The 12,894-nt window shown below is 50.3% G+C and carries 13 protein-coding genes; 12 read left to right on the forward strand and 1 reads right to left on the reverse strand.

Annotated features, from left to right (window positions below):
• Positions 1–104: 104 nt before the first annotated feature.
• Together ravA and viaA are read left to right on the forward strand one after the other, a co-directional pair.
• Positions 105–1,601, forward strand: a complete 1,497-nt coding sequence (ravA, locus tag A1SC_RS06145; RefSeq protein ID WP_010377977.1) for an ATPase RavA — start codon at positions 105–107, stop codon at positions 1,599–1,601.
• A complete protein-coding gene (viaA, locus tag A1SC_RS06140; RefSeq protein WP_016262703.1) occupies positions 1,595–3,046 on the forward strand; it encodes an ATPase RavA stimulator ViaA in 1,452 nt (483 codons plus the stop codon). Before ravA ends, viaA begins: the two co-directional genes overlap by 7 nt.
• A gap of 4 nt (positions 3,047–3,050) precedes the next feature.
• On the opposite strand, the gene asnA is transcribed toward viaA, so the two are convergent.
• On the reverse strand, positions 3,051–4,043 hold the full coding sequence (asnA, locus tag A1SC_RS06135) for an aspartate--ammonia ligase (protein ID WP_000845139.1): 993 nt from the start codon (positions 4,041–4,043) through the stop codon (positions 3,051–3,053).
• Between the two features lie 151 nt (positions 4,044–4,194).
• Here asnA and asnC point away from each other — a divergent pair, with 151 nt between their 5' ends.
• The 10 genes from asnC to atpA all read left to right on the forward strand — a co-directional run bounded on the left by asnC (position 4,195) and on the right by atpA (position 12,882).
• Entirely contained in the window at positions 4,195–4,653 is a 459-nt protein-coding gene (gene asnC, locus A1SC_RS06130; RefSeq protein ID WP_000433019.1) for a transcriptional regulator AsnC, read from the forward strand.
• A gap of 89 nt (positions 4,654–4,742) precedes the next feature.
• Positions 4,743–5,186, forward strand: a complete 444-nt coding sequence (mioC, locus tag A1SC_RS06125) for an FMN-binding protein MioC (RefSeq protein ID WP_000763754.1) — start codon at positions 4,743–4,745, stop codon at positions 5,184–5,186.
• 378 nt (positions 5,187–5,564) lie between these two features.
• Positions 5,565–7,454 carry a tRNA uridine-5-carboxymethylaminomethyl(34) synthesis enzyme MnmG gene (gene mnmG, locus A1SC_RS06120; protein ID WP_001517417.1) on the forward strand — a complete coding sequence of 630 codons (1,890 nt, stop codon included), beginning with the start codon at positions 5,565–5,567 and terminating at the stop codon, positions 7,452–7,454.
• Positions 7,455–7,517: 63 nt separating this feature from the next.
• Positions 7,518–8,141: a 16S rRNA (guanine(527)-N(7))-methyltransferase RsmG gene (gene rsmG / locus A1SC_RS06115; RefSeq protein WP_000932858.1), complete on the forward strand. Its 624-nt coding sequence runs from the start codon at positions 7,518–7,520 to the stop codon at positions 8,139–8,141.
• A gap of 616 nt (positions 8,142–8,757) precedes the next feature.
• Positions 8,758–9,138 (forward strand): F0F1 ATP synthase subunit I, encoded by a 381-nt coding sequence (gene atpI, locus A1SC_RS06110; protein WP_000116664.1) that lies wholly within the window; start codon positions 8,758–8,760, stop codon positions 9,136–9,138.
• A gap of 8 nt (positions 9,139–9,146) precedes the next feature.
• Entirely contained in the window at positions 9,147–9,962 is an 816-nt protein-coding gene (atpB, locus tag A1SC_RS06105; protein WP_000135618.1) for a F0F1 ATP synthase subunit A, read from the forward strand.
• Positions 9,963–10,008: 46 nt separating this feature from the next.
• Positions 10,009–10,248 carry a F0F1 ATP synthase subunit C gene (gene atpE / locus A1SC_RS06100; RefSeq protein ID WP_000429386.1) on the forward strand — a complete coding sequence of 80 codons (240 nt, stop codon included), beginning with the start codon at positions 10,009–10,011 and terminating at the stop codon, positions 10,246–10,248.
• Between the two features lie 61 nt (positions 10,249–10,309).
• A complete protein-coding gene (gene atpF, locus A1SC_RS06095; RefSeq protein WP_001052219.1) occupies positions 10,310–10,780 on the forward strand; it encodes a F0F1 ATP synthase subunit B in 471 nt (156 codons plus the stop codon).
• A gap of 14 nt (positions 10,781–10,794) precedes the next feature.
• The gene (gene atpH, locus A1SC_RS06090) at positions 10,795–11,328 is read left to right on the forward strand and encodes a F0F1 ATP synthase subunit delta (protein WP_001288591.1); all 534 of its coding nucleotides are present in this window, start codon (positions 10,795–10,797) and stop codon (positions 11,326–11,328) included.
• 12 nt (positions 11,329–11,340) lie between these two features.
• Complete coding sequence (gene atpA / locus A1SC_RS06085) at positions 11,341–12,882, forward strand: F0F1 ATP synthase subunit alpha (RefSeq protein ID WP_001176745.1); 1,542 nt, start codon at positions 11,341–11,343, stop codon at positions 12,880–12,882.
• Positions 12,883–12,894 lie beyond the last annotated feature (12 nt).

Below are 12,894 nucleotides of genomic sequence, written 5' to 3' on the forward strand. Positions count from 1 at the left end.
CTCAAAGAAAAATAGCCCTCCTTTGAGACTATTTTTGCCACCATCAAGAAACGTCTATACTCGCAGTTTACGCAGAACTTTTGACGAAAGGACGCCACTTCATTATGGCTCACCCTCATTTATTAGCGGAAAGAATTTCCCGCCTGAGCAGTTCGCTGGAAAAGGGGCTTTATGAACGTAGCCACGCCATCCGCCTGTGTTTGTTAGCGGCATTAAGCGGCGAAAGTGTATTCCTGCTCGGCCCGCCAGGTATTGCCAAAAGTCTGATTGCCCGGCGTTTAAAATTCGCCTTTCAGAATGCTCGCGCGTTTGAATATCTGATGACCCGCTTCTCCACCCCGGAAGAAGTTTTTGGCCCGCTTTCCATTCAGGCGCTAAAAGATGAAGGCCGCTATGAGCGTTTAACCACCGGTTACCTGCCGGAAGCAGAAATCGTCTTTCTTGATGAGATCTGGAAAGCCGGGCCAGCGATTCTTAATACCCTACTGACCGCTATTAATGAACGCCACTTCCGCAACGGTGCACATGTCGAAAAAATTCCTATGCGCCTGCTGGTGGCGGCCTCCAACGAACTGCCGGAAGCAGACAGTAGCCTGGAAGCGTTATATGACCGTATGCTGATTCGTCTGTGGTTAGATAAAGTGCAGGATAAAGCGAATTTCCGCTCCATGTTGACCAGCCAACAGGATGAAAATGACAATCCCGTTCCTCCCTCTCTACAGGTTACAGATGAGGAATATGAACGTTGGCAGAAAGAGATTAGTGAAATTACGCTGCCCGATCATGTATTTGAGCTGATTTTTATGCTGCGCCAACAACTGGATAAATTGCCGGATGCCCCCTATATTTCCGATCGCCGCTGGAAAAAAGCAATCCGTTTACTGCAGGCCAGCGCCTTTTTTAGCGGTCGCAATGCGGTAGCCCCGATTGATCTGATCTTGCTGAAAGATTGCCTGTGGTATGACGCGCAAAGCCTGAATTTGATTCAACAACAAATTGATGTATTGATGACCGGTCACGCATGGCAACAGCAAGGGATGTTGACTCGCCTGGGCGCGATTGTGCAGCGTCGCCTGCAACTTCAGCAACAACAAAGCGATAAAACGGCTTTTACCGTGATTCGTCAGGGCGGTATGTTCAGCCGTCGCCCACAATATCAACTTCCAGCCGACGTTACCGCTTCCACGTTGACCCTGCTGCTGCAAAAACCATTAAAACTGCATGATATGGAAGTGGTTCATATCGCTTTTGAGCGTAGCGCACTGGAACAGTGGCTGAACAAAGGCGGTGAAATTCGCGGCAAATTAAATGGTATTGGTTTTGCCCAGAAGCTGAATATGGAAGTTGATAGCGCCCAACATCTTGTTGTCCGTGATGTCAGTTTGCAGGGTACGACACTGGCTCTCCCCGGCACATCTGCAGAAGGCCTGCCTGGCGAAATAAAACAACAACTGGAAGAGCTTGAAAGTGACTGGCGTAAACAACAAGTTTTATTCAGCGAACAGCAAAAATGTCTGTTTATCCATAGCGACTGGTTAGGTCGCATTGAAGCCAGCCTACAGGATGTCGGTGCCCAGATTCGCCAGGCGCAACAATGCTAACACTGGATACGCTTAATGTAATGCTGGCCGTCAGCGAAGAGGGATTGATCGAAGAGATGATCATCACGCTGTTGGCCTCGCCACAACTGGCTGTTTTCTTTGAAAAATTCCCACGCCTGAAGGCGGCAATCACTGATGATATTCCCCGCTGGCGTGAGGCGCTGCGCAGTCGGCTGAAAGATGCACGCGTCCCACAGGAACTCACTGAAGAGGTCATGTGCTATCAGCAAAGCCAACTTCTCTCCATACCGCAATTTATTGTGCAGTTACCGCAGATCCTGGACTTACTGCATCGACTAAATTCCCCATGGGCCGAACAAGCCCGGCAGTTGGTTGATGCCAACAGCACGATCACCCCAGCATTACACACGCTTTTTCTCCAACGTTGGCGCTTAAGTCTAATCGTGCAAGCGACGACGTTAAATCAACAATTATTAGAAGAAGAACGTGAACAACTGTTGAGCGAGGTTCAGGAACGCATGACGTTAAGCGGTCAACTTGAACCGGTTCTGGCGGAAAACAACACCGCAGCCGGTCGCCTGTGGGATATGAGCGCCGGTCAGCTCAAACGCGGCGACTATCAGTTAATTGTGAAATATGGTGAATTTCTTAACGAGCAGCCGGAGCTGAAACGTCTGGCTGAACAGTTAGGGCGTTCACGGGAAGCAAAATCGATCCCCCGCAACGATGCGCAGATGGAAACCTTCCGCACAATGGTACGCGAACCAGCGACCGTTCCTGAGCAGGTTGATGGCTTGCAGCAAAGCGATGATATTTTACGCCTTCTGCCGCCGGAACTGGCGACTCTGGGCATTACTGAACTGGAGTATGAATTTTACCGTCGGCTGGTGGAAAAACAGTTGCTCACTTATCGCCTGCACGGTGAATCATGGCGTGAAAAAGTTATCGAACGTCCGGTCGTCCATAAAGATTATGACGAACAGCCGCGCGGGCCGTTTATTGTCTGCGTAGATACATCTGGCTCAATGGGCGGCTTTAATGAACAGTGCGCGAAAGCGTTCTGTCTGGCCTTGATGCGCATTGCCCTCGCTGAAAATAGGCGCTGCTTTATTATGTTATTTTCCACCGAGATCGTCCGTTATGAGCTTTCAGGCCCACAAGGCATCGAGCAAGCGATCCGTTTTTTAAGCCAGCAGTTTCGTGGCGGCACCGATCTTGCCAGTTGTTTTCGCGCCATTATGGAGCGCTTGCAAAGCCGGGAATGGTTTGACGCCGATGCGGTGGTGATTTCTGATTTTATCGCCCAACGGTTGCCTGACGACGTGACGAGTAAAGTAAAAGAGTTGCAGCGGGTACATCAGCATCGCTTTCATGCAGTGGCGATGTCGGCGCACGGCAAACCCGGCATCATGCGCATTTTCGATCATATCTGGCGCTTTGATACCGGGATGCGTAGCCGCCTGCTCAGACGCTGGCGGCGATAAGTCATTACAACAGAGAAGAGACGCTCTCGCGAACGGCCGCAGGCCATACGCCGCACTGAACCTGCCCAATATGTGGCAGTTGCAGCAACAACATGGTTAAACGAGACTGACCGATACCGCCGCCGATAGTCTGTGGCATTTCGCCGCGCAGCAGCGCCTGATGCCACTCCAGTTGCAGACGATCTTCATCACCGGTCAGCGCCAGTTGATGTTTCAACGTCTCGGCATCCACACGGATACCCATTGAAGAAAGCTCAAACGCATCTTCCAGTACGGGGTTCCACACCAGAATATCGCCGTTCAACCCCGCATATCCAAGCTCTGAAGGAGTACTCCAGTCATCATAATCCGGTGCGCGCACGTCGTGGCGGTGGCCATCGCTTAACTTGCCGCCAATTCCGACGAGGAATACCGCGCCAAGATCTTTCGCAATCGCCCGCTCACGCCCTTTGGCATCAAGATCCGGATAACGGGACAGTAATTCCTGACTATGTACAAAGTGGATCTGATCCGGCAGGAACGGTGCCAGGCCAAACTCTTTGCTAACTGCGGCTTCGGTCGCTTTAATTCCCGCCCAGATCGCCTCTACCGTGCTTTTCAGAGTGGAGAATTGGCGCTCACCGTCGCCCATTACGCGTTCCCAATCCCACTGATCAACATAGACCGAGTGCAACGGGGAAAGACGGTCTTCATCGGGGCGAAGGGCTTTCATGTGCGTGTAAAGCCCTTCGCCCACGCTGAAGTCGTGTTGCCCTAATGTCTGACGTTTCCACTTCGCCAGTGAATGAACCACTTCGAACTGGGCGTCAGGCAGCGCTTTCACTTTTACCTGCACCGCTTTTTCACAGCCCGACAAGTTATCCTGCGTGCCATCCCCCACACGGCTAAGGATTGGCGCCTGGACTTCAATCAGCCCTAAGCGTTCTTCCAGTTGACGAGAAAAGTGAGATTTCACGAAGCTAATTTGACGTTGTTTGGCAATGTAAGCGGTTTTCATTTTTTATACTCCTGCGTCCTGTTGCTTATGATTAAGCAACAAAAACCGGCACACATGCAATAATCATTCAATAAAAAGCCTTGCTTACTTTTGATTCATTAAAAGTTAAGGCTAAAATAGACTGAATCATTAATATTCATAAGAAAAATCTATGGAAAATTATCAAATCGACAATCTGGACCGCGGCATTCTGGAAGCATTAATGGGCAATGCGCGTACCGCTTACGCCGAACTGGCGAAACAATTTGGCGTCAGTCCGGGAACGATCCACGTTCGCGTAGAGAAAATGAAGCAGGCAGGGATTATTACTGGTGCTCGGATTGATGTTAGCCCGAAACAGCTCGGTTATGACGTAGGCTGCTTTATCGGCATTATATTGAAGAGCGCCAAAGACTATCCTTCCGCGCTGGCAAAACTGGAAAGCCTTGATGAAGTAACTGAAGCCTATTACACCACCGGCCACTACAGCATCTTTATTAAGGTAATGTGCCGCTCGATCGACGCTCTCCAGCATGTACTTATCAACAAGATCCAAACAATTGATGAAATTCAGTCCACTGAAACTCTGATCGTACTGCAGAACCCGATCATGCGTACTATCAAGCCATGATCGACTTTTTTAATCCCATACTTTTCCACAGGTAGATCCCAAAGCGTTCACAGCGTACAATACGCCACTCTAAAAAAAGGTGGCGGTTTATGGCAGATATTACTCTTATCAGCGGCAGCACCCTCGGTGGTGCCGAATATGTGGCAGAACACCTGGCTGAAAAGCTGGAAGAGGCAGGTTTTACCACCGAAACGCTGCACGGCCCGTTGTTAGAAGAGTTATCTACCTCTGGGATCTGGCTGGTTATCAGTTCTACCCACGGTGCCGGAGACATTCCGGACAACCTCTCTCCTTTCTATGAAGCATTGCTGGAACAAAAAACCGATCTTTCTGCGGTACGCTTTGGCGCAATCGGCATTGGTAGTCGTGAATACGACACTTTTTGTGGTGCTATCGATAAACTCGATGCTGAACTCAAAAATTCCGGTGCGAAACAGATTGGCGAAACACTGAAGATCAACATCCTTGATCATGACATTCCGGAAGATCCGGCAGAAGAATGGCTGGGATCGTGGGTTAATTTACTCAAATAACTATACAGATCGTGCGATCTACTGTGGATAACTCTGGTAGGAAGCTTGGATCAACCGGTAGTTATCCAAAGAACAACTGTTGTTCAGTTTTTGAGTTGTGTATAACTCCGCATTCTGATCCCAGCTTATACTGACCAGGATCACCGATCATTCACAGCTAATGATCCTCAGCAGGTCATTGATCTTAAAAGCCAGATCCTTGTTATCCACAGACCAGGTCGATCCTAATAAGAGATCACAATAGAACAGATCTCTAAATAAAAAGATCTTCTTTTTAATACTCAGGATCCCAGGTCTTTCTCAAGCCGTCAAAGTTGAGTAGAATCCACGGCCCGGGCTTCAATCCATTTTCATACCGCGTTATGCGAGGCAATCACCATGTTTTATCCGGATCCTTTTGACGTCATCATCATTGGCGGGGGTCATGCAGGCACCGAGGCAGCGATGGCCGCGGCGCGTATGGGTCAACAGACTCTGCTTTTGACACACAATATCGACACTCTGGGGCAGATGAGCTGCAACCCGGCGATCGGCGGTATTGGGAAGGGACATCTGGTAAAAGAAGTGGATGCACTCGGCGGTCTGATGGCAAAAGCGATCGACCATGCAGGTATTCAGTTTAGGATACTAAACGCCAGCAAGGGGCCAGCGGTTCGGGCTACCCGGGCACAGGCGGATCGCGTGCTCTATCGTCAAGCGGTACGTACTGCTTTGGAGAATCAACCGAACCTGATGATCTTCCAGCAGGCGGTTGAAGATCTTATTGTCGAAAACGATCGCGTGGTCGGCGCTGTTACCCAAATGGGCCTGAAATTCCGTGCCAAAGCTGTCGTTCTTACTGTCGGGACTTTCCTTGACGGTAAGATTCATATCGGTCTGGATAATTACAGCGGTGGTCGTGCTGGCGATCCTCCATCCATTCCGCTCTCGCGCCGTTTACGTGAACTTCCGCTGCGTGTTGGTCGTCTGAAAACCGGGACACCGCCGCGTATTGATGCGCGTACCATCGACTTTAGCGTCCTTGCACAACAGCATGGCGATAACCCGATGCCGGTGTTCTCGTTTATGGGCAATGCGGCCCAGCATCCACAGCAGGTGCCGTGCTACATCACCCATACCAACGAAAAAACGCATGACGTGATCCGCAGTAACCTCGATCGCAGTCCGATGTATGCCGGAGTGATCGAAGGTGTCGGCCCACGCTACTGTCCGTCGATCGAAGACAAAGTCATGCGCTTTGCTGACAGAAACCAGCATCAGATCTTCCTTGAGCCAGAAGGGTTAACGTCTAACGAAATTTATCCGAACGGTATCTCCACCAGCCTGCCGTTCGATGTGCAGATGCAAATCGTCCGCTCCATGCAGGGGATGGAAAACGCGAAGATCGTGCGTCCGGGTTATGCCATTGAATATGACTTCTTCGATCCGCGTGACCTGAAACCTACGCTGGAGAGTAAGTTTATCCAGGGGCTGTTCTTTGCCGGTCAAATTAATGGCACTACAGGTTACGAAGAAGCGGCGGCGCAAGGTTTGCTGGCCGGTCTTAACGCCGCTCGCCTGTCTGCAGACAAAGAAGGCTGGGCACCGGCGCGCTCCCAGGCGTACCTCGGCGTACTGGTAGATGACCTCTGCACACTGGGTACTAAAGAACCGTATCGTATGTTTACCTCTCGTGCGGAATATCGTCTGATGCTGCGCGAAGATAACGCCGACCTGCGTCTGACTGAAATCGGACGTGAGCTGGGGCTGGTTGACGATGAACGTTGGGCGCGCTTTAACGAGAAACTCGAAAATATCGAGCGTGAGCGTCAGCGTCTGAAATCCACTTGGGTAACCCCGTCGGCGGAAGCTGCTGCCGAAGTGAATGCTCACCTGACTGCGCCGCTTTCCCGTGAAGCCAGTGGTGAAGATCTGTTGCGTCGTCCGGAAATGACCTATGAAAAATTAACCTCGCTGACGCCGTTTGCCCCTGCGTTGACAGACGAGCAGGCGGCGGAACAGGTTGAGATTCAGGTTAAATATGAGGGTTATATTGCGCGCCAACAGGATGAGATCGAAAAACAGCAGCGTAACGAGAACACACTGCTGCCTGCGACACTGGATTACCGCCAGGTATCCGGTCTGTCTAACGAAGTGATCGCTAAACTCAACGATCACAAACCGGCCTCTATTGGTCAGGCTTCGCGTATTTCTGGCGTCACGCCTGCGGCCATCTCCATTCTGCTGGTGTGGCTGAAAAAACAAGGTATGCTGCGTCGTAGCGCATAACGCATTAAAAATGCCTGGTAAGCACCCGCTTACCGGGCAACGCATCAAGAACAGGTAATCACCGTGCTCAACAAACTCTCTTCACTGCTGAAAGACGCAGGAATTTCGCTTACCGATCACCAGAAAAATCAGCTTATTGCCTACGTAAATATGCTGCATAAATGGAATAAGGCGTACAACCTGACTTCGGTCCGCGATCCTAATGAGATGCTGGTACGCCATATTCTCGACAGCATTGTCGTGGCACCGTATCTGCAAGGTGAACGTTTTATCGATGTCGGTACAGGACCGGGTCTGCCAGGTATTCCACTCTCTATTGTGCGTCCTGAGGCCCACTTCACGTTGCTGGATAGCCTCGGTAAACGCGTGCGCTTCCTTCGTCAGGTGCAACATGAGTTAAAACTGGAGAACATTGAGCCAGTACAGAGTAGGGTAGAAGAGTTTCCGTCAGAGCCACCGTTTGATGGTGTGATTAGCCGTGCTTTTGCCTCTCTGAACGATATGGTGAGCTGGTGCCATCATCTTCCTGGTGAACAAGGTCGTTTTTATGCGCTGAAAGGCCAAATGCCAGAAGATGAAATGGCCCTGCTACCAGCAGAATATCAGGTTGAATCAGTGGTTAAACTTCAGGTTCCGGCTCTGGATGGCGAACGTCATCTGGTGGTGATTAAAGCAAATAAAATTTAATTTTTATCAAAAAAATCATAAAAAATTAATCGGTTTGACTGTTAACAACAACCGGGTTTTTTACTGATATAACTGGTTACATTTAACGCCACGTTCACGATTTTGATTCAATACTGTAACGTGGCTTTTTTTGATAAGCAGAAAATAAGTCATTAGTGAAAATATCAGCCGGCTAAAAATCGGCGCTAAGAAGCATAACTTGCTGTTAAAATATTATTAAGAATGTCAATGGCTGGTTTTTGTTATGTAAATGTCATTTATGAAAACAGTATCTGTTTTTAGACTGAAATATCAGAAGCTTGCAATGGCATCATTTGCCAAGTAAATAAATATGCTGTGCGCGAACATGCGCGATATGTGATCTGAAGCACGCTTTATCACCAGTGTTTACGCGTTATTTACAGTTTTTCATGATCCGACATGGTTAGCAGAAAAGTCGCAATTGTATGCACTGGAAAAATATTTAAACATTTATTCACCTTTTGGCTACTTATTGTTTGAAATCACGGGGGCGCACCGTATAATTTGACCGCTTTTTGATGCTTGACTCTAAGCCTTAAAGAAAGTTTTATACGACACGCGGCATACCTCGAAGGGAGCAGGAGTGAAAAACGTGATGTCTGTGTCGCTCTTGAGTCGAAACGTTGCTCGGAAGCTTCTGCTCGTTCAGTTACTGGTGGTGATAGCAAGTGGATTGCTGTTCAGCCTCAAAGACCCCTTCTGGGGCGTCTCTGCGTTAAGCGGGGGCCTGGCAGTCTTTCTGCCTAACGTTTTGTTTATGATATTTGCCTGGCGTCACCAGGCGCATACACCAGCGAAAGGCCGGGTAGCCTGGACATTCGCTTTAGGCGAAGCTTTCAAAGTTCTGGCAATGTTGGTGTTACTGGTGGTGGCGTTGGCGGTTTTAAAGGCGGTATTCTTGCCGCTGATCGTTACGTGGGTTTTGGTGCTGGTGGTTCAGATACTGGCGCCGGCTGTAATTAACAACAAAGGGTAAAAGGCATCATGGCTTCAGAAAATATGACGCCGCAGGATTACATAGGACACCACCTGAATAACCTTCAGCTGGACCTGCGTACATTCTCGCTGGTGGATCCGCATAACCCCCCAGCCACCTTCTGGACAATTAATATTGACTCCATGTTCTTCTCGGTGGTGCTGGGTCTGTTGTTCCTGGTTTTATTCCGTAGCGTAGCCAAAAAGGCAACCAGCGGCGTACCAGGTAAGTTTCAGACCGCGATTGAGCTGGTAATCGGCTTTGTTAATGGTAGCGTGAAAGACATGTACCATGGCAAAAGTAAGCTGATTGCTCCGCTGGCCCTGACGATTTTTGTCTGGGTGTTCCTGATGAACCTGATGGACTTACTGCCTATCGATCTGCTGCCGTACATTGCTGAACATGTACTGGGGCTGCCTGCTCTGCGTGTGGTTCCGTCTGCTGACGTGAACGTAACGCTGTCTATGGCACTGGGCGTATTTATCCTGATTCTGTTCTACAGCATCAAAATGAAAGGCATCGGCGGCTTCACGAAAGAGTTGACGCTGCAGCCGTTCAATCACTGGGCGTTCATTCCTGTCAACTTAATCCTTGAAGGGGTAAGCCTGCTGTCCAAACCTGTTTCACTCGGTTTGCGACTGTTCGGTAACATGTACGCGGGTGAGCTGATTTTCATTCTGATTGCTGGTCTGTTGCCGTGGTGGTCACAGTGGATCCTGAATGTGCCGTGGGCCATTTTCCACATCCTGATTATTACGCTGCAAGCCTTCATCTTCATGGTTCTGACGATCGTCTATCTGTCGATGGCGTCTGAAGAACATTAATTTACCAACACTACTACGTTTTAACTGAAACAAACTGGAGACTGTCATGGAAAACCTGAATATGGATCTGCTGTACATGGCTGCCGCTGTGATGATGGGTCTGGCGGCAATCGGTGCTGCGATCGGTATCGGCATCCTCGGGGGTAAATTCCTGGAAGGCGCAGCGCGTCAACCGGATCTGATTCCACTGCTGCGTACTCAGTTCTTTATCGTTATGGGTCTGGTGGATGCTATCCCGATGATCGCTGTAGGTCTGGGTCTGTACGTGATGTTCGCTGTCGCGTAGTAAGCGTTGCTTTTATTTAAAGAGCAATATCAGAACGTTAACTAAATAGAGGCATTGTGCTGTGAATCTTAACGCAACAATCCTCGGCCAGGCCATCGCGTTTGTCCTGTTCGTTCTGTTCTGCATGAAGTACGTATGGCCGCCATTAATGGCTGCCATCGAAAAACGTCAAAAAGAAATTGCTGACGGTCTTGCTTCCGCAGAACGAGCACACAAGGACCTTGACCTTGCAAAGGCCAGCGCGACCGACCAGCTGAAAAAAGCGAAAGCGGAAGCCCAGGTAATCATCGAGCAGGCGAACAAACGTCGCTCTCAGATTCTGGACGAAGCTAAAGCTGAGGCAGAACAGGAACGTACTAAAATCGTGGCTCAGGCGCAGGCGGAAATTGAAGCCGAGCGTAAACGTGCCCGTGAAGAGCTGCGTAAGCAAGTTGCTATCCTGGCTGTTGCTGGCGCCGAGAAGATCATCGAACGTTCCGTGGATGAAGCTGCTAACAGCGACATCGTGGATAAACTTGTCGCTGAACTGTAAGGAGGGAGGGGCTGATGTCTGAATTTATTACGGTAGCTCGCCCCTACGCCAAAGCAGCTTTTGACTTTGCCGTCGAACACCAAAGTGTAGAACGCTGGCAGGACATGCTGGCGTTTGCCGCCGAGGTAACCAAAAACGAACAGATGGCAGAGCTTCTGTCTGGTGCACTGGCACCAGAAACGCTCGCCGGGTCGTTTATCGCAGTTTGTGGTGAGCAACTGGACGAAAACGGTCAGAACCTGATTCGGGTTATGGCTGAAAATGGTCGTCTTAACGCGCTCCCGGATGTTCTGGAGCAGTTTATTCACCTGCGTGCTGTGAGTGAGGCTACCGCTGAGGTAGACGTCATTTCCGCTGCCGCGCTGAGTGAACAACAGCTCGCGAAAATTTCTGCTGCGATGGAAAAACGTCTGTCACGCAAAGTTAAGCTGAATTGCAAAATCGATAAGTCTGTAATGGCAGGCGTTATCATCCGAGCGGGTGATATGGTCATTGATGGCAGCGTACGCGGTCGTCTTGAGCGCCTTGCAGACGTCTTGCAGTCTTAAGGGGACTGGAGCATGCAACTGAATTCCACCGAAATCAGCGAACTGATCAAGCAGCGCATTGCTCAGTTCAATGTTGTGAGTGAAGCTCACAACGAAGGTACTATTGTTTCTGTAAGTGACGGTGTTATCCGCATCCACGGCCTGGCCGATTGTATGCAGGGTGAAATGATCTCCCTGCCGGGTAACCGTTACGCTATCGCACTGAACCTCGAGCGCGACTCTGTAGGTGCGGTTGTTATGGGTCCGTACGCTGACCTTGCCGAAGGCATGAAAGTTAAGTGTACTGGCCGTATCCTGGAAGTTCCGGTTGGCCGTGGCCTGCTGGGCCGTGTGGTTAACACTCTGGGTGCGCCAATCGACGGTAAAGGTCCGCTGGATCACGACGGCTTCTCTGCTGTAGAAGCTATCGCTCCGGGCGTTATCGAACGTCAGTCCGTAGATCAGCCGGTACAGACTGGTTATAAAGCTGTTGACTCCATGATCCCAATCGGTCGTGGTCAGCGTGAATTGATCATCGGTGACCGTCAGACCGGTAAAACCGCACTGGCTATCGATGCCATCATCAACCAGCGCGATTCCGGTATCAAATGTATCTATGTTGCTATCGGTCAGAAAGCGTCCACCATTTCTAACGTGGTACGTAAACTGGAAGAGCACGGCGCACTGGCTAACACCATCGTTGTGGTAGCAACCGCGTCTGAATCCGCTGCACTGCAATACCTGGCACCGTATGCGGGTTGCGCAATGGGCGAATACTTCCGTGACCGTGGTGAAGATGCGCTGATCATTTACGATGACCTGTCTAAACAGGCTGTTGCTTACCGTCAGATCTCCCTGCTGCTCCGTCGTCCGCCAGGACGTGAAGCATTCCCGGGTGACGTATTCTACCTCCACTCTCGTCTGCTGGAGCGTGCTGCGCGTGTTAACGCCGAATACGTTGAAGCTTTCACCAAAGGTGAAGTGAAAGGGAAAACCGGTTCTCTGACCGCGCTGCCGATTATCGAAACTCAGGCTGGTGACGTTTCTGCGTTCGTTCCGACCAACGTAATCTCTATTACCGATGGTCAGATCTTCCTGGAAACCAACCTGTTCAACGCCGGTATTCGTCCTGCGGTTAACCCGGGTATCTCCGTATCCCGTGTTGGTGGGGCAGCACAGACCAAGATCATGAAAAAACTGTCCGGTGGTATCCGTACCGCTCTGGCGCAGTATCGTGAACTGGCAGCGTTCTCTCAGTTTGCATCCGACCTTGACGATGCAACGCGTAAGCAGCTTGACCACGGTCAGAAAGTGACCGAACTGCTGAAACAGAAACAGTATGCGCCGATGTCCGTTGCGCAGCAGTCTCTGGTTCTGTTCGCAGCAGAACGTGGTTACCTGGCGGATGTTGAACTGTCGAAAATCGGCAGCTTCGAAGCCGCTCTGCTGGCTTACGTCGACCGTGATCACGCTCCGTTGATGCAAGAGATCAACCAGACCGGTGGCTACAACGACGAAATCGAAGGCAAGCTGAAAGGCATCCTCGATTCCTTCAAAGCAACCCAATCCTGGTAACGTCTGGCGGCT

Source organism: Escherichia sp. KTE52 (assembly GCF_000408325.1).
GTDB classification, from domain to species: Bacteria; Pseudomonadota; Gammaproteobacteria; order Enterobacterales; family Enterobacteriaceae; genus Escherichia; species Escherichia marmotae.

What these genes read in the sequence shown, in the direction of transcription:
- mioC (WP_000763754.1), top strand. Translation starts at nt 4,743, where the DNA reads ATGGCAGATATTACTCTTATCAGCGGCAGCACCCTCGGTGGTGCCGAA.
- viaA (WP_016262703.1), top strand. Translation starts at nt 1,595, where the DNA reads ATGCTAACACTGGATACGCTTAATGTAATGCTGGCCGTCAGCGAAGAG.
- atpB (WP_000135618.1), top strand. Translation starts at nt 9,147, where the DNA reads ATGGCTTCAGAAAATATGACGCCGCAGGATTACATAGGACACCACCTG.
- atpE (WP_000429386.1), top strand. Translation starts at nt 10,009, where the DNA reads ATGGAAAACCTGAATATGGATCTGCTGTACATGGCTGCCGCTGTGATG.
- ravA (WP_010377977.1), top strand. Translation starts at nt 105, where the DNA reads ATGGCTCACCCTCATTTATTAGCGGAAAGAATTTCCCGCCTGAGCAGT.
- asnA (WP_000845139.1), bottom strand. Translation starts at nt 4,043, where the DNA reads ATGAAAACCGCTTACATTGCCAAACAACGTCAAATTAGCTTCGTGAAA.
- atpH (WP_001288591.1), top strand. Translation starts at nt 10,795, where the DNA reads ATGTCTGAATTTATTACGGTAGCTCGCCCCTACGCCAAAGCAGCTTTT.
- atpI (WP_000116664.1), top strand. Translation starts at nt 8,758, where the DNA reads ATGTCTGTGTCGCTCTTGAGTCGAAACGTTGCTCGGAAGCTTCTGCTC.
- asnC (WP_000433019.1), top strand. Translation starts at nt 4,195, where the DNA reads ATGGAAAATTATCAAATCGACAATCTGGACCGCGGCATTCTGGAAGCA.
- mnmG (WP_001517417.1), top strand. Translation starts at nt 5,565, where the DNA reads ATGTTTTATCCGGATCCTTTTGACGTCATCATCATTGGCGGGGGTCAT.
- atpA (WP_001176745.1), top strand. Translation starts at nt 11,341, where the DNA reads ATGCAACTGAATTCCACCGAAATCAGCGAACTGATCAAGCAGCGCATT.